The sequence below is a fragment of the Rathayibacter sp. AY1C6 genome, from assembly GCF_002931535.1.
Taxonomy (GTDB): Bacteria; Actinomycetota; Actinomycetes; order Actinomycetales; family Microbacteriaceae; genus Rathayibacter.
Window position 1 is genome coordinate 1 of record NZ_PSWC01000024.1, and the last position, 20072, is coordinate 20072.

The window sequence follows — 20072 nt, forward strand, 5'->3', positions numbered from 1 at the left end:
CCTGATCAAGGTGGGCGGCCGTCCCGGCATCCCCGTCCGCGTCCACCTGACCGCGGCGGAGAAGGACGTCAACGACACCAACAAGCTCTGGCACACCACGAGCCGCGCAGGCCGCGCGAACGAGCCCCTGGCGACCGATCCGGTCATGGTGGAGATTCTGCCGTGAGCGTCCTCGTCGCCCTCGGTGCGAGCTGCGTCGCGCTCGGCGCGGCCGGCGCCGCGATCGTCAGCGTGATCGCCGCCCGCCGCCGGGGGGGCGGCGGAGCGCGATCGGTTTCTACTCACGGGCTGTTGGACCGGGGTCGCCCTCATGGCGGGCTTCGTCGCCTGGGACAGTGGGACCGGGTGATCGCATGAGCTGCGCGTCGACGGTCGTCTACGACGGCTACCTCTGGGGCTGCTCGATGACGACGACGCTCCCGCACACCGACCACATGACGGACCTGCCGGTCGAGTACGCCGACAACGGCCAGGCCCTCCTCACCTGGGGCACCAGCCGGCAGGCGACCAGCGACGACACGACGGCCCCCTACGACGGGCCGATCTACGAGCGGTGCGAGCCGCGCCGGTTCCTGCCGGTATCCGTTCCGCTGCTCGAGCGGGCGACGTCGTGATCGCCGCCCGCACCGGGGGCGCGCTGCTGCGGGGTCCGCTCGGCCAGATCGGCGCGGTCGCCGGGCTGCTGGCGGTCGCGGTCCTCGTGGCCACGGCCGCCACCCTCGCGTTCACCGCACAGGTGCAGCACGCGATCCCCGCTCAGACCACTCTCACCAGCCCCGCACCGACCGAAGGAGCCGCACCATGAGCCTCACGAACAACCGCCGGAAAGAGCCCGGGAAGGCCAGTAACGGCTTCGGAGTCGCGTTCGCGGCCGGCGGTGTCCTGATCATCGCTCTGACCATCTACATCGCGGTCCGCGTCGGGTCCCAGGTCGACGGCGTGAATCCCGACATGGACACCGACCCGTCGAACTTTTTCTCCGTCGTGGTCGACGTGTTCTGCGGCCGACTCGTCTGGCCAGGCACCGCGACGCTCATCGTCGCCGGGATCGGCGCCGTGGTCGTGTTCTTCGGCACCCTGTTCCTGATCGCGAAGAACGGCGGGAAGAAGAACCGGACCCCGATCGACTGGACCGCCCGCCACACCGCGACCTCCGCGGAGATGAGCCACATGCGCGGGAAGGAGGCGAAGGAGAAGTCGGCCCGACTGGGCGTGACCGACTCGTTCGGTGTCCCTCTGGGTGACCTGCTCAGCGACGGTCGACCTCTCTACGCCTCGTTCGAGGACATGGTGCTGCTGCTCGCCGGCCCCCGCGTGGGCAAGTCGACCTCGTTCGTCATCCCCGCGATCACGGGCGCTCCCGGGTCCGTGGTCACGACCTCGAACAAGCGCGACGTGCTCGACGCGACCCGCGACCTCCGCGCAGCACGGGGGCAGGTGTGGGTGTTCGACCCGCAGCGCGTCGCGGTTGAGCCGCCGTCGTGGTGGTGGAACCCGCTCTCCTACGTCACCGACGACACCAAGGCCGCGAAGCTCGCGCAGCACTTCGCGTCCGGATCCAGCGAGGTCGGCGCCCGCTCGGATGCGCACTTCGAGCCGTCCGGTCGCGAGCTGCTGGCAGGCTTCTTGCTCGCCGCGGCCCTCGATGGCCGACCGATCACGGACGTCTACGAGTGGACGACGAAACCCGGCGACGAGACGGCCGGAGACATCCTGGCCTCGAGCGATTTCCCGCTGATGGCCAAGAGCTTGCAGGGCGCGACGCGGTTGGAGCACCGGGAGCGCGGATCGGTGTACTCCACTGCCCGGCGCATGGCGTCCTGCTTGAAGGACTCCGGCACCCGCCAGTGGGTGAACCGCACCAGCGAGAACGACACCCGGCCGGAATTCGATCCGGCCGCCTTCGTCCGCTCCACCGGGACGCTCTACAGCCTGTCCAAGGAGGGCGCCGGCAGCGCAGGCCCCCTCGTCCTCGCCCTCACCGCCGCAACGGTCGAGGCCGCGGAGGAGCTGGCCGCGGTGTCGCCCGGCGGCCGGATGCAGACCCCGATGCTCGGCGTCCTCGACGAGGCGGCGAACGTCTGCCGCTGGCGCGACCTCCCCGACCTCTACAGCCACTACGGCTCGCGGGGGATCCCGATCATGTCGGTGTTCCAGTCCTGGTCACAGGGCGTAAGCGTGTTCGGGAAGGAGGGCATGGACAAGCTGTGGTCGGCCGCGAACGCGAAGATCTACGCCGGCGGAATCTCGGAGACGGGGTTCCTGCGGATGGTGTCGGAGCTGATCGGCACCTACGACCGCGAGACGACCTCCGCGAGCATGAACAAGGGCGTGCGCTCGACCACCAGCGCGTTGAAGCGCGAACTGATCCTCGACGTCGCGGAGCTCGCGAACCTCCCCACGCCCAAGAAGGGGCGCAAGATCGGGCGGGCGATCCTGATGTCCTCGGGCTCGCGTGCCGCGATCCTGCGCACGGTGCCGTGGTTCGACGGCCCCAAGCCGCTCGTGGCCGCGATCAACGCCTCCATCGCGAACCACCGACCTGGCGCAGCGCCGACACCGACGCCGCCGCCGGCCCCGGAGCAGGGACACGGCTTCACGCCGGTGACGGACTCATGAGCGATGACTTCTACGGGGGCGTGGACGACGAGGCCGCGCCTGCGTCAGCGGCCGACGAGGCGACGAGTGCCCCGGAGAGCGAAGAGCCCACGACGCATTTCGGGTCGGCGGATGAGTTCGTGCGCAAGCAGCTCATCGGCACCTACCGGCGCCGAGTGATGGCGCAGGGCTCCGGTGCAGGTCTGCGGTGGAAAGCAGCCTGGTGGGAGTCCAAGGAAGCACAACAGCGCATCGAGGCGCTGTGGCGGGCCTGGGAGGCCGCACGCGCCGACCCGAAAGCCGGGATGAGTGCGTGGTGGATCAACCACTGCGATCCGCACATGAGCGTCCTACTCTCTGCGGACGGGCCGTTCGCTGACTCGACGGACGAGAACCGGCTCGGTGAACCGCTGCCTTACACGGCACCGGTAGAAGGCACTTTCCCGTCCGATCTACAACCGCCGCTGTACACGCAGCGCCCATCCAGAGAAAACGCCTGAGAGGCGCTCTGAGGACGTAAGAAGGGGAGCACCGTCCGGTGCTCCCCTTCTTCGTTCTCGACGCTCCGGCTAGCGGCTCAGGTCCGCGCGATCGGCGCCCTGCCCCTGGCCACGACCGCGCCGCGTCTGAGGGACGGTGCTCATCGGAGCCTTCGACGTCACCGCGGCGCTGGGCGGGGTGGCGTGCGCGCTGTCGGCGCTCATCCGCGCCTCGATGACGTGCGGGGGGACTCCCTTGGCTTCCATCGCCTGAATGGTCGACTGTCGACGCTCGGCACTGTCGTAAGCGATCTCTCCGGCCTCACGCGACGCTGACGCGCGCGGATCCGTCGCGGGCGGCGCCGACTCCGTGGACGGGCCTCCGGTGCCCTGTGCGGCCTCCTGGCGCTCTGCGGGGGCGTCGTCGCGGAAGAGCTGTGCCTGAGCGCGCGCGTCGGAGGCCAGCTCGCGCAGCTCGTCAGGAGTCGCGTTGGCGGTGCCACCGGCGGCCGCGTCGCGGTCGTAGTCGCTCGCGCGCGCTTCGAGCTGCGCAGCCATCTCCGCGCGCCCGTTGTCGACGTCGGACGCACCGGGGGTTTCTCGAGCGGCCTCCTGGTTGCGGGCGTCGTTCGCGCGGTCGAGGCGGTCGGCTTCCGCGATCAGTAGTTGTGCCTCCGTAACCTCCGCTCCCGCTCGAGCACGCTCGGGAGCTACCGTGTCCTTCCACTCCTCGACCAGCGCGGCTCGTGCAGCAGCGACGGCCGCGGGGTCCGCAGTGCGGAACTCTCCGTCGTTCCAGTCGATCGACGTCTGCACGCGGTAGTCCTGGAACCCGGCCGGGTCGGTGTCGCGCTTCCACTCCTCGGCCGCGGAGAGTTCGAGGGTGCCGGCGTCGCCCGCGAGCGCCGCGCGGTAGTCGGTGATCAGAGCGCGCTCCGCGTTCACGTCCGGCTCTGCGCGGCCGCGTATGTCCATGGTGAGACGGTCGTCGTCGTGGCGGTGGTAGTGCTCCGGCGCGGAGTTGGTGGCCCATTCCCTCGCCCGGTCCAGCTCCGACTTCGCCTGACCGGCGGCGTCGCGCAGCACGGCGGTGTCGACGCCGTAGCGCTCGAACACTTCGCGCTGAACGACGGCCGACGCGCGCTCCGCGATCGGGTCGTGGTTCTTCCACGCCTGCGCCGTCTCCGCGACCTTCGAGATGTCTTGGATGCTCGCCTTCTCCCACCAGTCGGGCCGGTCCACGACCTGCAACGTTGCGCGTGCAGCGCCGCGCTCGGCGTCGAAACGGGCCGACAGCTCGCGCGCCTGCGCGGCGGAGCGTGCCTGCGCGTCGCGGGCCAGCTCCTCGCGCAGCCGGGCGAACTTCTCGCCCATCTGCATCGCGATCGTCAACGCGATCCGGACGTTCTGACCGACCTCCTGGCCTACCTCGTCGTCGTCACTCATGACTTCCTCCCCTTGCCTTGGTGAATCGTCTATCGGCCACGGTCGCCGCGGTCCTGGTCAGGTCCCTGCCGAGACTGTCGGGCGCGGTCCGCGAGCATCGCTTCCTCGCGCTCCCGGTCAGCCTTGGTGAGCTTCGTGGGCACGGGACTGCCCGACCCGAAGTTGGTCTGGGACAGCCGGCGAACGTCTTTGAGCTCCTCCGGGAGCGCCTGCCAGGCCCGCTCGTTCTCCGCGACCTTCTCGGCCTTCACGACGCCCTGGTAGCCATCGCGAACAGCGGACAACTGACCCCGCAACGTCTGTGACAGCTCGCGCATCCGTCGCGCATCACCGGCTGCCTTGTGAGCCGACGCGACCGCGTGCGTCAAGCGCGCGAACTGGTTCAGCAGCAGCAGCTCCGCGGCTGCATTCTTCTTGTTCCCCGCCGCGGCCATGATCAGTGCGGAGTACGCCGCCGTCGAGGGCATCATCGCGGGCCGCGGGCGCGTCTCGTGCGCCCGAAGGTGCGCCGAGCGGGCGAGCGATCGCGCAGCGTCAGCGAGCGGTCCCGGGGTGGGCTCCATTCGACGGGACCACGCCGCGTAGGCGCCGGCCGTCTCGCGAGCGACGTGCGCCCACGTGGCCTTGTCGGAGGGGTCCACGGACCTGATGTAGTCGTGCAGACGGTCCATGTCCGCGGCGTACGCCTCGAACAGCTCGGGGGCCGGCTCTGCCGTCTCCCGGCCAGGGTTGACCGGCGTGTACTTCCAGGGATTCTTTGCTGTCGCGCGCCATTCGGACGCCGCATCCGACGCCGACTCCGGCTGGTCCGGCCAGCCCTTCCGTAGCTCCGGCAACGTCAGGTCGCGCGCGAGCCGGCCGCCGCCGTGCCAGATCGCCTTCTCACCGTTCGTCGGCCGCAGCGCGACCGAATAGCCGGCGATCACATCATCACGGCCCGTCGCGAAACGAGGCCGCACCAGCACCCCGCCCTGACGCAGACGGCGAACGAACTCGCTCTCATCCTGCGACGCGGACGAGGCCGCGCGCACCGCGCGCTCGAGGCGCTGCATGTCCGGCTCGACGTGCCCGCGACGTGCAGCGGACTCACGCGCTCCCGGCCGCACACCGCGCTCCGGGAACTCGCGCTCCGGCGCCTGGTAGACCTGCAACCCGTACTCGCGCTCCAGCTCACGGCTGATCGTCTGCGACCGCTCGTAGTCCTTGTGCACCGACGCTTTCGTGCCGTCCTCGCGCACCAGCGACACGGCGATGTGCACGTGGTCGTTGCCGTGCTTCGACAGGCCATGACGCACCGCGACCCACCGGCAATCGGCCTTGCCGATGTCCTCGCCAGCGAAGCCCATCCGCTGCACGAAGTCGGTCGAGATTCGGCCCCACTGCTCGTCTGTGAGCTGGCCCTCCTCCGCCGCCAGCGACAGCGAGCAATGCCACACATCCGCCGCCACGCGATCCTTCACGATCGCACCGGCCGAGTCCCGAACCGCCTCGCCGTTCTCGTCGGTGCGCACCTTGTTGCGCGTCACCTCGACGCCGAACAGCTCCCGCGGTCGGTCCAGATCCGCAGCGATCGCCGCAGCCGCAGCGCCATCCAGAATCTCATGCCCGTACTCAGCCATGATCGCGGAATCCCCCGCGATCAGGTGCTGCTCCTCGTGCTCGTTCGTCTTACCGGGACCAACGAGGTAGCCCATCAGTCCACGCATGCGCGTGCCGCGCGTGATGTTCGTTCTCACCGTCCACCGAGCCGGTCTGCCGTCGCCTCGATCAGGCGTCGCACCCGCCGGTACTCCTCCGCAGCCTCAACAGCCTCGGCCGGGAACTGGCCCGTGCTGTTCGCGAACCGCGCGAGCTGGTTCATGTTGTCCGACGTCTTCTGCAACAGCTTCGACGCCCGGAACAGCTCAGCAACCACCAACCGCCACTCCGTGTCCGTGCGCACCTGGGCGTTCATCGCGGACTCGAACAGCAGCCGCGGCACCGTCACTTCCAGCACCTCGGCACGGGCGCGCAGGTGCGCGTCCTCCTCGGGCGTGACCGACACCTCGTACCGCTTCGACCGCGCAGCGACACCCGGCACGTTCGCGCGGCGGCGCCGGCCGAACAACCGACCCTCTCGTGACGACTCCGACACGACCCTCACCGTCCTTCCGGCCCAGCGCAGCGAACCCGCCCCCAGGCGGGGACCATACGACCAGTATGCGCCGACCCGGCCGCGCAGCGGAAGGGGCGCGAGCGGTTTACCACGGGTAAACCTATAGCTTGCTCCACAAACCATCTTCGCACCGAGCGCGACTTGGGTGTAACTCGGGTCCGAAGGACACCCGAGCGTCTCGGCTGGCGAAGCCGAACCCGAGACGCTTGAGTCCGCGCCTTCCGCATGACGGCGGCGGCGGCTAGCCTTTCCGCATGAGCGACCACACGAGGAACCCTGACGACGCCGCCGACGCCGCCCGCCGACTGCTCGAACAGAGCGTCGAGAAGCGCGTCGAGGCGGTCCGCACGATCGTCTCCGCAGCCAACGACACCGACACCGCACGCGCCGCCCTCAGCGACGCGCAGAACCGACACAGCAAGGCGTGGGCGGACGCCCTCGCCGCCGGATGGTCGGAGAAGGAACTCCGCGCAGCAGGAGTGCCGCGACCCGAGCAGACTCGCGCTCGCGTCACCCGCGCGCGACGCACAACGTCGGCGGAGGGAATTCCCGCCGATTCGACCGAGAGCGACAGCTCTGCGTCCATCGAGAACGCTGCATGACCGACGACGAGTCCTCCGCGCTCCACGGTCAGGTCCGCGCCTGGGCGGAAGGGTCCAACCCGCTCGCGGCCGCCGTCGAACTGCTGATCCGATCGGGCCTCGTGTACGCCGGAGCACCGTGGGTGAAGACCGACAACGCCTGGCACACGAGCGCAATCGACTTCGACCGCCTCGGCTACGAAATCGGAGCGCTCAGCGGAGGCGAACAGCGCGTCGCGCGGATCGCGTCGTCGCTCGGTCAGGGTGTCCCTGTCGACCTCCGCGAGGACGTCGCCGGGCTCGACCTCGAACACACGCGACTGGTCCTCGCGGCGATCGCGCACGCCGCCGGACTCGGAGAGCCCGGCACGACGATCCAGACCGTCGACGGAGTGCCGACAATCGTCCCCCATGACGCTCTGGCGTCGTGGCCGAACGAGTAGGTCGATCGCGCACGACGACCGCCCTCGTCGAGTAGCAAGCCCCCGCTCGAGCAGTCACGCTCGCGGGGGCTTCTGCCTTCCCGCGACGTGCGCGCAGGCTGCGGTCCGGCCGTCCATCCGACGCTTCACTCTTGCCTGCGCCGGCCGACCGTCAAGAGCGCTGCGCGTCCCTCCGGGATGCCCCTCCGGGGCACTCCTGACGGCCACCCGCCTCCGGCATCGCGCCGCTTATCGGATGGATGGCCTCAGAGAATGCTCCCCTCGGGAAGAGTTCCGATCAGCGGCCCCTGCCGGACGCTCACCGGAGCGCTACATCGCGTAGGTGATGACGACGGATGAGAGCTTCCGCGACGTTCACGTCCACCGACGACGTGTGCACGGCCCTCCTCGCCTTCGTCGGTTCGATCGCCGCCGGCGGACACTCCGAGTCGATCGCTATTCCCGCGCTGCGCGTGGATGGGCAGGTCATGGAAGTACGGATGACGGTGAACGCCAACAGCGCGTTCGTCGTCGTCCCAGTCGATGCCGACGCGCAAGACGAGCGCGCCCTTCTGGCAGCCTCAAAGTCGGTAGTCAGCGAGCTGCGCAAGCGAAGCGCGGCCAGCCGTCAGGATGCCGAGCGGCGCTGACAGGAGTTGCTCGACTCGCTCCGCTCACGCTCACCGTCTCGGCACTTCGTGTCTAAAGTGGCGGTGCGGTTGAGAAGTGGGGACCTCGACGCCGCGCGCGGCAGACCGACGAGGGGTCGTCGGTGTCGCTCTGCTCTCGGCCGCGTCACACAGCGCGGCCGAGAGCACCACTCGCCGGCTGCTGCTCAGGGCCGTCAACCCTCCTCCCGTGGGCACAGTCGGCACCTATGGTCGGGCATGTACGGAGTGCCGTTCGCTCCGGCCCCAGTGCTCCCGGCTCGGATGCGGCTCGGCCCCTGAGCCGGGAGTAGCGGCCCGGCCCCGCGTCGGGGGATGCCGGGTCGGGCCGCTTCCCAGGGGAAGAAGCCGCACCCGAGCGAAACGACACCAGGCGTAACGTGCGGTGGTTATGCTCCGCGCATGATCGACTTCAGCTCCGCCGAGATGGCGACAGTCGAGTACGTCGAGGACCAGTGGCGCCTCACGATTCTCGACGGGACCGGCACCACGTTGGCCGAGACCGGGCTTCCGCTTTTCGGCCCCGAGAACTTCTTCGTTCGCGCCAGCTCTGACCGGCCGGCGGGCCTGGATTACGTGGGGCCGTTCTTGAACAAGCGCGGCCTGTACTACACCCAGTGGACCGGTCGCGGCCGAGACGGATGGAGCACACAGCTCCACTACTGACGAGCACACGTTGCGCGGGCAGACGTCCAGGATGATGAGCACATGTCGCGCAACACTGAGCCGTTGGCCGGTCAAATGGTCTGGCTCGTCCGCTGGATCCAATCGCGTGACGGCTGGTCGCACGAGACCATCAGCGGCGCTTTTCAGGAGCGCACCGACACGTGCTGGCGCGTCTGGGTGAACGAGGAGCTGCGCGAACTTCCCTCACAGGACTGGTCCCCCTACAAGCCGTGACGCCGACGGTGGTCCACGCTCAGCTGTGGTCAGTGACGGATCGCGGAAGCGCGCCAGCCTTCGTCCTTGACCCAGCGGAACCCAATCCAGCAAGTCTGCGGCTCCGGCGCGTCTGCGGCCGCGTCCAGGGCGACCCGAAACGTGGCAGGTGTCGCGCCGTCGATGATCGTGAACTCCGAATCGCGGTCCGCGAGCGCCCCGCACGCATCGCGCAAGCCTGCACTGTCTGACTCGGTGTTCGCGGGAAGAAGCTTCGCGATCGCCGGATCATCGTTCAACACGGGCACGAGCTCGTACACCAGCTCCTGGCCACTCCCCGACGGCGGCACCGCTCCCGACGTCGAGTCATCGAGCGACCCGACCGCAAACATGAAGACAGCGACGACGCCGGCCAGCACCGACGTCAGCAGAACGAGTAGGACCACGGTGACGCCACGATGGTGCCGCGGCGGTGAAGGAAGATCCTCCGCCTCGTCGTACGCCCCCACCGCTTCCCCTCCGCCGACAGGTCCTCCCGACCCCGGCTCACCAGAGATACCAGACCTGAACGACCAACCATCACGCACTATCCCCATCGCCCTCCCCCGTTTGGCTGATGCTCGGCAGATCACTCAGGAACCGATGTGTATGATTCCGCATGGATTGAGCGGGGACCTGGACCGCCGATCTTTGGCTTGTGACGCGAGAGCGCCAAGCCCGCCGGCGGGGGTGCGCCGACCCGAACGGCGCGCCCTCAGCCGCGCCACGATGCCAAGCTCGGTTCATCAGCTCGATGGCGTGGCGTCCGATCGGCGTCAGGTCGACCACGACTCGTCTTGGCGTGGCCGTGCCGGCCTGCCAGGGTCATGGCCATGGAGATCACAGATGATGTCGAGCGGGCCGAATGGCTTGGGCTGCGCATGCAGCGAGAGCGAAGCTGGGCACGAGTCGGCTCGGTCGCCGGATACGGGTTCGAGGCGTACGCCCGTGTCCTTCACCCTCGACCTGACGGCGATGACATTTGGGAACGCCAGCGGTGGGCGGACGTTGCTGCTACTGCCGGCAAGGTCATGCACCCGCTCGTCCAGTGGGAACGGCTCCTAGGCAGGGACGAGCCGCGCGGCGGCACAAGTGACGTCGGACGACTCGATCCGCAAGTACTCGCCGCCCTCGCACCCATCCTCAGTTCGGCGACCACTACGCCCGGCGATGCGCTCGCGGCGTACTGGGTCGGTGGGACCGGCCAGAACCTCCTCGGCAGGCCGGTCAGCATTGACCGATACGACTACATACTGGCCGCCACGAGCATGGCGGAGCTTGCCGAACCCGGATGGGGTCCCGAGATTGGCCTCCGCGGCGAGGAAGCGCCGCAACTACTCTGGCCTGAAGATCACGCCTGGGTGCTCGCCACCGAGATCGACTGGGACTCCACCATCGTCGCCGGCTCGCACACGCTCGTAAGCGCGATCCTCACTGACGGCCGATTCGAGGCCTTCCCCGTCGATGAGGACTCCGACCTGTCGTGGAACGGTGACACGATCAACCGTCCCAAAGTCCAGGAACCGTCCTAGGAGAGCGCGAAGGACAGCGATCGCGACGTCAGTGAGTGATTGAGGCCGCCTGCCATCCGCTCCGAGTTCGAGTCGTCGCATCGTTCTACGGTGCAAGCGACGCCTACCGATCGGGAGGCCGAAGGTACGCGGACAGGGTGAAGGCGGGCGGCCCATGGGTCACCCGCCTTCACCCTCGCGGACGCGGAGCGCCTCTTGCGGTGACCCTACGGAGCCAGGATGTAGGACATGCCCACGACGTCCTGCACAGTTCGCGTGTTGTAGACGCCAGGTCCGGCGGCACCGTTCATCTCGGTGATGTTGATGTAGAGGCCGTCAGCGCGCTGCTCGACGGAATCGACCCAGGCGACGTGACCGTAGGTGGGGTCCGCCCCCTGCACGCCGGGCTCGAAGACGACGATGCTGCGAGCCTGAGCATCCAGGACGGTAGTCCAGCCGTTCGCGGCGGCGCTGGTGTCCCAGTCGAGGGCGTTGCCGTAGATGGCGGGACGCAGCCCGGTCGCCTCGAAGAACTTTTCCTTCGCACCCCATGTGCACTGACCGGCAGCGCCGCTGTTCGCTCCCTCGGTAACGCCAGTGGCGCGGCCGGAGTCAGCGACGGCGGTGGTTGTCTGAGTTGTGGTGTCCGCGAAGGCCGGCGCGGCGCCCACGATCGGGACTGCGACGGTGAGTGATGCTGCGAGCAGGCCCGCAGCGATGCGGGACCGGCGGAAGCCGTGTCCCGGGTGGTTCTGACGGTTGGCCGAGCTGGTGTCGAATTCGTTGCTCGTGCTGGTGCGCATGATGTACTCCTTCGTCTCTTCTTGCTTCCCTTGAACACCCTCCACGCTGCCACTCATACGGCTCCCATCACCGAAATGGAGGAAGCGGCCACGTAGCGCCCACCTCCCACCCAGGCGCGAAGCAGCGCCCGCCACGCACTGCGAGCGACCGCACCGGAGGGTGACGGGGGCTCCGTCTAGCTGAGGTACACCCCAACCGGACGTCAGGCACCATGGCCGAAGCGCGTCCGAATAGGGCCGTGTCGGACCTTGTCTGACACTTGCCCCTGCGGCTCTTAGACTTCAACTGGACAAGTAGGGGTCGGAGGCGGCATGTCGGGTCAGAGGGTCGGGTACGTGCGGGTGAGCACGTTGGATCAGAGCACGGTGCGCCAGCTCGACGGCCTGACGCTGGATCGGGTGTTCGAGGACAAGGCCTCCGGCAAGGACGTGAACCGTCCGCAGCTCGAAGAGATGATCGGGTTCGTCCGCGACGGAGACACGGTGCTCGTGCACTCGATGGACCGGCTCGCAAGGAACCTAGAAGACCTCCGCCGGCTCGTGCGCCGACTGACGGACAAGAAGGTCCGGGTCGAGTTCGTCAAGGAACAGCTCACCTTCACTGGTGAGGACAGCGCGATGGCGAACCTGCTGCTGAACATGATGGGCGCGTTCGCAGAGTTCGAACGCGAACTCATTCGGGAGCGTCAACGCGAGGGCATCGCTTTGGCCAAGCAGCGCGGCGTCTACCGAGGCCGCGCCCGCTCGCTTACCCTCGCGCAGGTCGCGGAGCTGCGCGAGCGGGCTGGTGCCGGCGTGCCGAAGACGACGTTGGCAAAGAAATATGGCATCAGCCGGGAGACGGTGTACGCCTACCTTCGCGCCTCCACATCGGCGCTACAAGCGTCTGAAGAGTGACGGGGCGCTGACATGGTGAGCACTGTCGGAGTCGTTCATGGCGCGGGAGGAAGCTGATGACAACACAGATGTTCCCTGGCGAGATCGGGTCGATGCCGGAATTGGGTTCGTCCGCGATTGCGACGTTCCGGCCCGCAACAGAGCTTCCGACTCCTGTGCGGTTTGTCGACGGCTTCGATCTCTTCGTTCAGTTCCTGCAACGCCATGGCGTGGACCCAGAGAGCCTTGCTGGTGACGTGTCGGGAGTGTGGCTCTTCCTGGCCAAGCATCCGACCGCCTTGACGACGCCAGAGATTGCCGACGCCGCAGCCCGGTTCGTCGGGAACGTGATCGCGGTGGTGCATCCCGCGGCGACCTGGCGAGTCACCAACGAGCCGGAAATCGGGACGAACGTCCGCTCCATTCCGGTCGCCGCCCTCGTGCGAACCATGGTGCAGCGTCCCGAGCAGCGGGAACCGTTCCTCGAGATGCTGTCCACCTGGGATCAAGAAGACCTCGACGACCGCGAAATCACCGCGCTCGCTCACGATGTCACTCCACCGCCGTTCACGGTTCCACCGGTTCCGTTCCAACGCGCCGCCTTCCCTCCCATCGAGTTCCGCGACGACAACGGCCACGTCATCGAATACGGGCAGCGCTGGCCCGACCACCACCCACCTGACGACGCGTACTCCCGCGTCTCCCACCCAGAACGCTTCGCACCCCTACGCCATGACGTCGACGCCCTGGCCGACTACCTCCACCGCTGGTACTCCGTCGACGTCCGCCACCTCGACCACGACGGGACACAGCAGATCCGGTTGCAGCCTCGCGCCGGAACCCCGATCACCGTCACTGCAACCGACGAATCAGTCCAAGTGGAAGCAGGCGTCTTCTTCCGCGCCACCCTGCCGAACTGCTCCTGCGATGCCTGCGACGAATCAGCAGAAACCGCCGCCGACCGCCTCGAAGAAGCCGTCCTTTCCATCGCCGCGGGCGGCTTCCGCGAGACGTACCCCCTCGGAAGTCGCCGGTGGCTGCACACCCAGCTCCACGCCGTTGACGGCAGCGGCTACACCGGCAGCAGTGGCGCCCCCGACAGAGACCTCACCACCGACGACCTCGAACACGCCACCACGACCCTGCGCCAACTCGACAACGGCTGGTGGCCCGCCTGGCCCCTCCGCACCCCCAACTCGCCAGACCGAACAGGCGACGACGAAACGACGAACGACCGAACCTGACGAGCGGCTCCAACTGCTTCGTTAGACGCCCCGCCACCTGGCTCCCCACCGGACGGGTCGCCACCACCCGTCCTCTGAACCCACGTTCGCGTACGAATCGCATGGCTAGCCTGGCTGAGTGGACTTCATCGGGTTGGCGCCCCAGCACTTTGACACCGCGCTCGGCACGGTACTGACCACAGCCGTGCAGGCGCAGGGCTGGAGCGCACAGAAGGTAGCCGTGTTCGCACGGCTCCGACCGCGCACCGTCCGACGCATCCTGACCGGCAAAACCTCGGCCGGCACCGTACAACTGCACCGCCTCCTGCAAGTCCTGCAACTCGACCATGACGCCACGATGCGCACCGTCTACATCGAAGCGCGAGTCGCGCAGCTGGCCGCGGACACCGAAGCAGCCGAGGACCGCGACCGCCCCCGGGACATGCTCGGATGATGACCGGCAACGACCTCGCCGTTCTTCTCAACCCCTTCGTCATCACCGGGGTCGTCGTCCTCGTCGCGATGATCCTCGGTGGGCCGTGGCTGCGCGAGCGGTACATCTTCCGCGAGCTCAACCGCGACACCGGCGTCACCCGACACCAGCCCACCGCCCTTTTCACCCCAGGCCGGGCCGGCAATCCGCCGCTGGTGTATTTCCTGGAACTGCACTACGCCGAACGCCTCGACACAGTGCTGATGCTGCACCGCGTCGGCGCCATCGCGAGCCTCCACGACGGCTCCATGACCATGCACGACCGCGCCGGACGCCTCCTCACCCACCTCAGCGCGCTCGACGTCGCCTACTATCGCCGCCTCAACGACACAGCCCCGCAACCACCCAACCCGGGATAGACAAGCCGGCCTGGCGCTCGGCCTTCCCTGCCCCGTTTCACGCCCCCTCAGCGGAATCACCACCGGACAGGTCTAACGAGACGGCCCCGCCCGCGCCACGCCGCGGCGGCGCACGCAACTCGCGTGCGACCGGTTGACGACCCCCTACCGGACGCTGGATAGCAGTGGGTAGTTTTACCGTCCGGACGACGATCCCCATATGGGACGCCGTTCTACCTTGCGTTGCGCAACCGCAGACGATCGACGGTGACGCCGACCGCGACGGTGACTGCGGCGGCGACCAAGCCCCATCCGAGCCCGAGCGTGTATGTTCCCCTGCTCGGGTCAGCCCAGTTCTCGATCTCCGGGCGTCTGGCGAAAGCAGCAGCGTTGAGCTGGGTTGCCACGAAGGCGACAACAAGAGTCACCAGCGCAAACACCACCAGCGAAGCCAGAACCCACATCAGGAGCTGCCGACGTCGACTCCGCGCGTTCCCCGGAACAGTCATGTGCTGAGCGTACGAACTGGACCGCCGTGGCGCACTAGCCGCGGTGCAAAACGTCAACGATCAACCGGTCATCCTCCGTCTCTCGACGAAGGAGCAGGGCGTCCGGTGGTCGATCCCGATACGGGACGCGCGCCAGCACTGTGATACCTCGCGCCACGGTGACCGAACGACGTCGGAACCGACGAGGATCCGAGGCGTGAAGAACAGCAGTGACGGTGAGCACTACCTCCTCCTCAGGACAGCCCTCTGGGCAGACGCCACCGACGTCGTTGGAATCTATGGCAGCGAGCAGCGCGCTCGGGAAGCAGCAGGTTCCTCTACGGGACCCGATCAGTGGACGCTCGAGGAGTGGAGAGGAGACGTGCGCCGCAGCAGTCTCCAGCTCCAGGCCGCTACGCGCTCACGCTGACGCAATGGAGTTGCACGGCTACAGTCACGAAGGAGGGTCGCGATGCGGCGACCGCTGGGGAGGTCGCTGTGGGCGAATCGAATGATGGCCGCTTCAAGAAGCTGCCCGATCGGATCGAGCCGGCTCAGCAGACCGTGAGCGTCCCGGCCAGCGAAGACGACTCCACGACGCCACCGCAACCGCCGGCCGGCGTTCCTGACCTCGTGATCGCGACTCGCGTGGCGGACGCCGCCACGATGACCGGCCTTCTCCGCCGTACGGCGGGGCGCGTTGCACTGACGGTCGTCGTCGTCGCGGCCGGCCTCGTCACCGTCCTCGCCGCGCTCAACCTGCGCCTGTAACCAGACCGATCAGCCGTGAGCGAGGACGGCGCGTCCGACAGCGGCGCCTCTCGACTCGCCCACCGAACATTCCGGGGATCCCATGCTCAGAGCACTTTCGTCCACTTCCATGTTCTGGATCGGTGTCGCCGGGATTCTCCTGGGCATCGTCTTCGGCACGATCGTGCCGTTCTGGATCGCCCCCTACCAAGCCAACGGATCACCCACCGTCGAACAGATCATCAGCACCATCCCGGTCCTCACACGAATCGCGGAGGGCATCGGCTACTCGTTCGTCGCAGGAGCCTTCGTCGTTCGCCACTTCGAGAAGCGCGAACTCGTCGACGCTCGACGGTCCGTGCACTTCGTCGGCCGAGCAGCCCGGAAAGACGAGCAGTAGCCCCTCCGAGCAGTCCGCTGAAAGCGTCCCGCGGATCGATCCCCTTACAGGACACTCTCGGTCGCGAGTCGGTAGCTCCTCGTGGTGAGAGCCGCGTCACGCCTACTTTTCTCCCGTGGGAGAACTCAAGGTAACGAGCTCGGCGGCGGTCGAGGCCGCTTCACGTCGCGCCGAGGGGTGGATACGCCGTGGTTGAACGCCTGGACAGTTGGGACCCGAGCAGACTCTCGCCGGACCGGCAGACACCACCCCGCCAACGACGGTTGGTGAGACTGTCGATCGCGCTGGGAGCTCTAGCCGTCGTGGCGGCCGCGGTTCTGTGGGTGGGTGATCTGCTGTTCGGAGTGCATGGCCCTTCCCACTACGTCAGCATCACCAACGACACCGGAGCCTCACTCACCTGGTCCTGCTCCTGGTCCGATCTTCACCTCGCCGCCGGGGAGACAGGTCAGCTGCGAATCCTCGACCAGCCCGACCAGGACTACGGCTGCGTCCCACAAGCAGCGACCCCCTTCGTAGCGGCGGCGCACAACAACGACATCTGCCCGTCACTGACCTCTATGACCGAGGGAAGGCAGTTCACGGCAACCGACTTCGCGAAGACCTACCGCTGCCCGTAGCTGGATACGCGACCGGTGAACGATCCCCTAACGGGACGACCCAAGTCCGATCGAAGGTCAGTAGGCGACGTCAGCGGGCGCTGGCTTCCCGACTCGGCTGTGATCGGGCCGACGGGCTCGGTAGGAAGATCCGGCCAGGAGGACACCTGCAGTCACAGCAGCTAGCGACGTGGCGACGCCGGTAAAGGGCAAGGTGTCCGCGACATCCCACGGGAGAAAGAACGCTCCAGGGTCGGTGAGGGGGTTGATGACCATGAGGAGCCCAACACCAATCAGCGTGACGGGTCGTCCTGGCGAGAGTACGAAGGCGCCGAATATCACGAGCGGGAAGGCGACGGCCCAGACGATCGTTGTGGCGATCCACGTGAAGTCTGACTGTGTGGCGCTGTAGCAACCCTCGTTCAGGCCACCGAGGCACGAGCTCCAGTGCACCAGGAACGCGGCGGCACCAGCAGCCCCGAGCAAGGCGATTGTCCATCCAACCAACTGGCCTGACGTCGCGAGTCGCTTCATGGGCTCAACATAGAACTCGAAGGTGAACCTGAGCTAGATCCACACGGTCGAAGCGAAGGCCACCGCCCCCTCGCCCCGATGAACGATCTCCATACGGAACAAGCGGTCGTTCGACCGTGCCGTGGGCTGCTCAACCGATGATCATGGCGGTACGCAGAGCGAGAACCCAGCTGGTGACGGCGCCGACCACGCCCAAGGCGAGCAACAGCCACCTCCATCGAGCGTGAGAGCGCCTGCTGGCGCGCATCGCTACGACCAGGAGAACAAGGGTCGCGAGGGCGACAGAGCACAGAGCCGGCCACGCGACGTCAAACCCCGTGCACTGAGCCGGAAGGGACTCGTTGCACGCGAACGAGAATCCGTCGAGGAAGACGCCCGCGACGAGGGCGAGGAGAGTGATTGCGCCCGCGATCGCTGCGGAAGCCTTGAGCGACAGCGTCTGCACAACATCACTATCGGACCAACGGGTGAACGGCAGGAGCGCGCTGGACCACTCGGGTCAGATCCGCATCGGTGAACGATCCTCTTACGGGACGGCCATTGCGCTGACCGGGAGACTCTCCGGCTAACGTGGCTACATGCGGCAAATCGTCCATCTTCATCGGAGGGCCGCTCTCTGTGCTGTACCCGTCGGCGTGGTGCTGGGTGCGCTGCTCGGTCTGGGATTGGTCCTTACGGGTAACTCCGACTTCCGCGAACAGGGCGGGTGGGGCGCCTTCGCCTACTTGATTATGGTGGGCGCCATTATCGGTGGGGTCAGTGCCCTGGCTGCCGTCGCCGGAGGATTCGTGGCGATTCTGATCACTCTGCGGTCGGGACGAGCCACCGAGTCGTCCCCGCTGATCAGCCCTATTGGGCCGGCCGTAGGGTCGAGCGTTCCGTGGGTTGTTGCGGCCGGCGTAGCTGCCGTCGTGGGTGATCCGATGACGGCGGGGATCGCTGTCGGTCTCGGTGTCGTGGCGGCTGTAGTCGGCGGGGTGAGTGCTGCACTACTTCTTCGAGGGGTGAAGTACTCGAGCATCACTACTGCGGCTGACGATTCCGGCGCGCTCACGTCGGTTGTGCAGACGAACTCGAAGACCTGAACGTTCACGGTCATCTGCACGAGGTTTGGGACGCAGCGACGAGCTGTGCAGGCGACCGTGAGGAACGACAGGCGCTCGGTGTCGCGTCTGCGTGCACCGATGAACGATCGTCCACCGGGACGGTCGGCGGACTAGCATTTTCAGCATGGGGCGACGCCAGCACACTAAGGCTCTAGTCCGGTTGGCGTGCGCAGCTACGCTCATGGGCGTCGCGCTGTGGGTGACCTGGGCGACGTCGTCCTACTGGCAGCCATGCACGGGCGCTAGATGGAATGAAATGAACCCGTCCTGCGCTGAGGCCATGTCGTCGTACGACCTCATGCCCCTTCTGTATCTCTGGGGTGCCCTCGCTCTCGTCGTTGTAGCTCTGGTGGTCGCACGCCTCGTTCCCTAGGTTCCCGCAGGGGTAGCGACGGTTGCAGCAGTTGTTCTCGCCTGCCCTGTGGCAGACCCCGGATTCTTCTGGGTCGAATGGGGCAGCGCCGACGGCACTCCCGGACACGGCCTCTGGACGGCGTGCTGGATTGCAGCTGCCGGTCTAGCCCTCGTCTACCCGTCACGCACCCGGAACCCGAGTATTCGCACAAACACGCCGGATGGAGCAGCTACTACACCGTCCGTCGCTATCTGATCGTTCGGCCCGGTGCACTCCGGGCTGAACACTGCGACGCGATTCGCTTGCGGTGACGCGCTTGCCAGTGGGTCAGGGCAGGCAGCGGAAGGGACGGCGACGGCGCGCGAGAACGAGCAGTGGCCCAAAACGTCGGACCGTCGAACGATTCCCGCACGAGACGTCTCCCGTAGCGATGCCGGTGAGAGCGGCACACCTAGACTCCTGCGCATGACCGCTTCGTCATCCGTGGACGTGTCGCGGCGCCGACGCCGTTCGGCTCGTCGCCGCCTGTCCTTCTTCGGCGTCCTCGGCGAGCTGCTGATGACCGCAGGGGTCCTCGTTCTGCTGTTCCTCGCCTGGCAGCTGTGGTGGAACGACGCCGTGATCGCGGGCCGGCAGGAAGATCAAGCGGCCGAGCTGCGCCAGAGCTGGGGTGATGACGCCCCGTCCGCTGAGGCGCCGTCCGAGCCGAGTGCTGAGCCGGCCGCCCCCGGCGACCCAGTGATCGCGCCAGTCGCAGCTCTAGACACCACGTTCGGCAACCTCTATATCCCCCGGTACGGCGAGGGGTGGGTGCGCACGATCGCTGAGGGCGTCGACGCGGAGAACGTGCTCGACGTGGGCAGTATCGGCCACTACCCGGGAACGCAGATGCCCGGCGAAGTGGGGAACTTCGCGATCGCCGCGCACCGCTCCGCCGCCGGCGGAGGAATGCACCTCATCGATGAGCTGCAACTGGGTGATGCGATCTACATCGAGACCGCCGACGGCTGGTACACCTACCGGTTCCGGAACCTCGAATACGTGCAGCCCTCCGAAGTGCAGGTCATCGATCCGGTCCCCTGGACGAGCGACGTCGCTCCGACCGACCGCCTCATCACGATGACGAGCTGCAATCCGCTGCTGTCGACCGCGGAGCGGATCATCGCCTACGGCGTCTTCGAGTCGTGGCAGCCCCGCTCCGCCGGAGCGCCCGCCGAGCTCGCCGCGTCCCTCGCGACCTGACGTCCGGCGTGGTCGCCGGCGCCCTGACGAGGGCGGCGAGCCGATTTCGTGCTGCGGCAGACGTTTGCGGGTCGGGTGGACATGTAC

26 protein-coding genes are annotated in these 20072 nt (G+C 67.5%); 19 read left to right on the forward strand and 7 right to left on the reverse strand.

The genetic code is table 11. The features are described from left to right. Positions 1 to 353: 353 nt before the first annotated feature. The 4 genes from C5D36_RS13580 to C5D36_RS13595 are packed head-to-tail and all read left to right on the forward strand — an operon-like array spanning position 354 to position 3098. Complete coding sequence (locus C5D36_RS13580; RefSeq protein WP_104227105.1) at positions 354 to 614, forward strand: hypothetical protein; 261 nt, start codon at positions 354 to 356, stop codon at positions 612 to 614. Next, positions 611 to 805: a hypothetical protein gene (locus tag C5D36_RS13585; RefSeq protein WP_104227104.1), complete on the forward strand. Its 195-nt coding sequence runs from the start codon at positions 611 to 613 to the stop codon at positions 803 to 805. The genes C5D36_RS13580 and C5D36_RS13585 overlap by 4 nt, the downstream gene beginning before the upstream one ends. Beyond that, positions 802 to 2619 (forward strand): type IV secretory system conjugative DNA transfer family protein, encoded by a 1818-nt coding sequence (locus C5D36_RS13590; RefSeq protein WP_104227103.1) that lies wholly within the window; start codon positions 802 to 804, stop codon positions 2617 to 2619. Before C5D36_RS13585 ends, C5D36_RS13590 begins: the two co-directional genes overlap by 4 nt. Continuing rightward, positions 2616 to 3098 (forward strand): DUF4913 domain-containing protein, encoded by a 483-nt coding sequence (locus tag C5D36_RS13595; RefSeq protein ID WP_104227102.1) that lies wholly within the window; start codon positions 2616 to 2618, stop codon positions 3096 to 3098. Before C5D36_RS13590 ends, C5D36_RS13595 begins: the two co-directional genes overlap by 4 nt. A gap of 69 nt (positions 3099 to 3167) precedes the next feature. Here C5D36_RS13595 and C5D36_RS13600 read toward each other — a convergent pair whose 3' ends face one another. Genes C5D36_RS13600 through C5D36_RS13610 form a run of 3 tightly spaced genes read right to left on the reverse strand, consistent with a single transcriptional unit; the run spans position 3168 to position 6630 of the window. Next, a complete protein-coding gene (locus C5D36_RS13600; RefSeq protein WP_104227101.1) occupies positions 3168 to 4523 on the reverse strand; it encodes a hypothetical protein in 1356 nt (451 codons plus the stop codon). A gap of 29 nt (positions 4524 to 4552) precedes the next feature. Further along, complete coding sequence (locus tag C5D36_RS13605; RefSeq protein WP_146079000.1) at positions 4553 to 6259, reverse strand: relaxase/mobilization nuclease domain-containing protein; 1707 nt, start codon at positions 6257 to 6259, stop codon at positions 4553 to 4555. Then, positions 6256 to 6630, reverse strand: coding sequence for a plasmid mobilization relaxosome protein MobC (locus C5D36_RS13610; RefSeq protein WP_258062948.1), 375 nt, complete (start codon positions 6628 to 6630; stop codon positions 6256 to 6258). The genes C5D36_RS13605 and C5D36_RS13610 overlap by 4 nt, the downstream gene beginning before the upstream one ends. Positions 6631 to 6932: 302 nt before the next feature. On the opposite strand from C5D36_RS13610, the gene C5D36_RS13615 reads away from it, so the two are divergent. From C5D36_RS13615 to C5D36_RS13635, 5 genes are all read left to right on the forward strand, one after another. Next, on the forward strand, positions 6933 to 7280 hold the full coding sequence (locus C5D36_RS13615; RefSeq protein WP_104227099.1) for a hypothetical protein: 348 nt from the start codon (positions 6933 to 6935) through the stop codon (positions 7278 to 7280). Beyond that, the gene (locus tag C5D36_RS13620) at positions 7277 to 7702 is read left to right on the forward strand and encodes a hypothetical protein (RefSeq protein WP_104227098.1); all 426 of its coding nucleotides are present in this window, start codon (positions 7277 to 7279) and stop codon (positions 7700 to 7702) included. The genes C5D36_RS13615 and C5D36_RS13620 overlap by 4 nt, the downstream gene beginning before the upstream one ends. 335 nt (positions 7703 to 8037) lie before the next feature. Then, on the forward strand, positions 8038 to 8331 hold the full coding sequence (locus tag C5D36_RS13625; RefSeq protein WP_104227097.1) for a hypothetical protein: 294 nt from the start codon (positions 8038 to 8040) through the stop codon (positions 8329 to 8331). A gap of 420 nt (positions 8332 to 8751) precedes the next feature. Then, positions 8752 to 9015: a hypothetical protein gene (locus tag C5D36_RS13630; RefSeq protein WP_104227096.1), complete on the forward strand. Its 264-nt coding sequence runs from the start codon at positions 8752 to 8754 to the stop codon at positions 9013 to 9015. A gap of 42 nt (positions 9016 to 9057) precedes the next feature. Further along, positions 9058 to 9249, forward strand: a complete 192-nt coding sequence (locus C5D36_RS13635) for a hypothetical protein (RefSeq protein ID WP_104227095.1) — start codon at positions 9058 to 9060, stop codon at positions 9247 to 9249. A gap of 29 nt (positions 9250 to 9278) precedes the next feature. Here the strand turns inward: C5D36_RS13635 and C5D36_RS13640 are convergent, their stop codons facing one another. Further along, positions 9279 to 9737 carry a hypothetical protein gene (locus C5D36_RS13640; RefSeq protein ID WP_104227094.1) on the reverse strand — a complete coding sequence of 153 codons (459 nt, stop codon included), beginning with the start codon at positions 9735 to 9737 and terminating at the stop codon, positions 9279 to 9281. Positions 9738 to 10100: 363 nt separating this feature from the next. On the opposite strand from C5D36_RS13640, the gene C5D36_RS13645 reads away from it, so the two are divergent. Further along, a complete protein-coding gene (locus C5D36_RS13645) occupies positions 10101 to 10799 on the forward strand; it encodes a hypothetical protein (RefSeq protein WP_146078502.1) in 699 nt (232 codons plus the stop codon). A gap of 206 nt (positions 10800 to 11005) precedes the next feature. Here the strand turns inward: C5D36_RS13645 and C5D36_RS13650 are convergent, their stop codons facing one another. Continuing rightward, positions 11006 to 11581, reverse strand: a complete 576-nt coding sequence (locus tag C5D36_RS13650) for a CHAP domain-containing protein (protein WP_219812207.1) — start codon at positions 11579 to 11581, stop codon at positions 11006 to 11008. 312 nt (positions 11582 to 11893) lie between these two features. Between C5D36_RS13650 and C5D36_RS13655 the strand changes: the two genes are divergently transcribed. The 4 genes from C5D36_RS13655 (at position 11894) to C5D36_RS13670 (ending at position 14532) form a co-directional block, all read left to right on the forward strand. Beyond that, a complete protein-coding gene (locus C5D36_RS13655; protein ID WP_104227091.1) occupies positions 11894 to 12478 on the forward strand; it encodes a recombinase family protein in 585 nt (194 codons plus the stop codon). Positions 12479 to 12534: 56 nt separating this feature from the next. Next, positions 12535 to 13701, forward strand: coding sequence for a DUF6226 family protein (locus C5D36_RS13660; RefSeq protein WP_104227090.1), 1167 nt, complete (start codon positions 12535 to 12537; stop codon positions 13699 to 13701). A 118-nt stretch (positions 13702 to 13819) separates the two neighbouring features. Further along, the gene (locus C5D36_RS13665; protein WP_104227089.1) at positions 13820 to 14134 is read left to right on the forward strand and encodes a helix-turn-helix domain-containing protein; all 315 of its coding nucleotides are present in this window, start codon (positions 13820 to 13822) and stop codon (positions 14132 to 14134) included. After that, positions 14134 to 14532 (forward strand): hypothetical protein, encoded by a 399-nt coding sequence (locus C5D36_RS13670; RefSeq protein WP_104227088.1) that lies wholly within the window; start codon positions 14134 to 14136, stop codon positions 14530 to 14532. Before C5D36_RS13665 ends, C5D36_RS13670 begins: the two co-directional genes overlap by 1 nt. 212 nt (positions 14533 to 14744) lie before the next feature. Here the strand turns inward: C5D36_RS13670 and C5D36_RS13675 are convergent, their stop codons facing one another. Then, positions 14745 to 15020, reverse strand: coding sequence for a hypothetical protein (locus C5D36_RS13675; RefSeq protein WP_146078850.1), 276 nt, complete (start codon positions 15018 to 15020; stop codon positions 14745 to 14747). Positions 15021 to 15497: 477 nt separating this feature from the next. On the opposite strand from C5D36_RS13675, the gene C5D36_RS13680 reads away from it, so the two are divergent. The 3 genes from C5D36_RS13680 to C5D36_RS13690 all read left to right on the forward strand — a co-directional run bounded on the left by C5D36_RS13680 (position 15498) and on the right by C5D36_RS13690 (position 16769). Continuing rightward, entirely contained in the window at positions 15498 to 15770 is a 273-nt protein-coding gene (locus C5D36_RS13680) for a hypothetical protein (RefSeq protein WP_104227086.1), read from the forward strand. Positions 15771 to 15879: 109 nt separating this feature from the next. Then, a complete protein-coding gene (locus C5D36_RS13685) occupies positions 15880 to 16149 on the forward strand; it encodes a hypothetical protein (protein ID WP_104224259.1) in 270 nt (89 codons plus the stop codon). 344 nt (positions 16150 to 16493) lie between these two features. Then, entirely contained in the window at positions 16494 to 16769 is a 276-nt protein-coding gene (locus C5D36_RS13690; RefSeq protein ID WP_146078503.1) for a hypothetical protein, read from the forward strand. Between the two features lie 57 nt (positions 16770 to 16826). Here the strand turns inward: C5D36_RS13690 and C5D36_RS13695 are convergent, their stop codons facing one another. After that, positions 16827 to 17282, reverse strand: a complete 456-nt coding sequence (locus tag C5D36_RS13695; RefSeq protein WP_104224249.1) for a hypothetical protein — start codon at positions 17280 to 17282, stop codon at positions 16827 to 16829. Between the two features lie 578 nt (positions 17283 to 17860). Between C5D36_RS13695 and C5D36_RS13705 the strand changes: the two genes are divergently transcribed. Both C5D36_RS13705 and C5D36_RS13710 read left to right on the forward strand, forming a co-directional pair. Beyond that, positions 17861 to 18367 carry a hypothetical protein gene (locus tag C5D36_RS13705; RefSeq protein ID WP_146076974.1) on the forward strand — a complete coding sequence of 169 codons (507 nt, stop codon included), beginning with the start codon at positions 17861 to 17863 and terminating at the stop codon, positions 18365 to 18367. Positions 18368 to 19208: 841 nt separating this feature from the next. Beyond that, complete coding sequence (locus C5D36_RS13710; protein WP_104238310.1) at positions 19209 to 19985, forward strand: class E sortase; 777 nt, start codon at positions 19209 to 19211, stop codon at positions 19983 to 19985. Positions 19986 to 20072 lie beyond the last annotated feature (87 nt).

Bases quoted from the DNA above. Each gene is read 5' to 3' on its own strand.
- C5D36_RS13580 (WP_104227105.1), top strand. From the start codon at position 354: ATGAGCTGCGCGTCGACGGTCGTCTACGACGGCTACCTCTGGGGCTGC.
- C5D36_RS13590 (WP_104227103.1), top strand. From the start codon at position 802: ATGAGCCTCACGAACAACCGCCGGAAAGAGCCCGGGAAGGCCAGTAAC.
- C5D36_RS13595 (WP_104227102.1), top strand. From the start codon at position 2,616: ATGAGCGATGACTTCTACGGGGGCGTGGACGACGAGGCCGCGCCTGCG.
- C5D36_RS13600 (WP_104227101.1), bottom strand. From the start codon at position 4,523: ATGAGTGACGACGACGAGGTAGGCCAGGAGGTCGGTCAGAACGTCCGG.
- C5D36_RS13615 (WP_104227099.1), top strand. From the start codon at position 6,933: ATGAGCGACCACACGAGGAACCCTGACGACGCCGCCGACGCCGCCCGC.
- C5D36_RS13620 (WP_104227098.1), top strand. From the start codon at position 7,277: ATGACCGACGACGAGTCCTCCGCGCTCCACGGTCAGGTCCGCGCCTGG.
- C5D36_RS13625 (WP_104227097.1), top strand. From the start codon at position 8,038: ATGAGAGCTTCCGCGACGTTCACGTCCACCGACGACGTGTGCACGGCC.
- C5D36_RS13630 (WP_104227096.1), top strand. From the start codon at position 8,752: ATGATCGACTTCAGCTCCGCCGAGATGGCGACAGTCGAGTACGTCGAG.
- C5D36_RS13635 (WP_104227095.1), top strand. From the start codon at position 9,058: ATGTCGCGCAACACTGAGCCGTTGGCCGGTCAAATGGTCTGGCTCGTC.
- C5D36_RS13645 (WP_146078502.1), top strand. From the start codon at position 10,101: ATGGAGATCACAGATGATGTCGAGCGGGCCGAATGGCTTGGGCTGCGC.
- C5D36_RS13650 (WP_219812207.1), bottom strand. From the start codon at position 11,581: ATGCGCACCAGCACGAGCAACGAATTCGACACCAGCTCGGCCAACCGT.
- C5D36_RS13655 (WP_104227091.1), top strand. From the start codon at position 11,894: ATGTCGGGTCAGAGGGTCGGGTACGTGCGGGTGAGCACGTTGGATCAG.
- C5D36_RS13660 (WP_104227090.1), top strand. From the start codon at position 12,535: ATGACAACACAGATGTTCCCTGGCGAGATCGGGTCGATGCCGGAATTG.
- C5D36_RS13670 (WP_104227088.1), top strand. From the start codon at position 14,134: ATGACCGGCAACGACCTCGCCGTTCTTCTCAACCCCTTCGTCATCACC.
- C5D36_RS13675 (WP_146078850.1), bottom strand. From the start codon at position 15,020: ATGACTGTTCCGGGGAACGCGCGGAGTCGACGTCGGCAGCTCCTGATG.
- C5D36_RS13685 (WP_104224259.1), top strand. From the start codon at position 15,880: ATGTTCTGGATCGGTGTCGCCGGGATTCTCCTGGGCATCGTCTTCGGC.
- C5D36_RS13695 (WP_104224249.1), bottom strand. From the start codon at position 17,282: ATGAAGCGACTCGCGACGTCAGGCCAGTTGGTTGGATGGACAATCGCC.
- C5D36_RS13705 (WP_146076974.1), top strand. From the start codon at position 17,861: ATGCGGCAAATCGTCCATCTTCATCGGAGGGCCGCTCTCTGTGCTGTA.
- C5D36_RS13710 (WP_104238310.1), top strand. From the start codon at position 19,209: ATGACCGCTTCGTCATCCGTGGACGTGTCGCGGCGCCGACGCCGTTCG.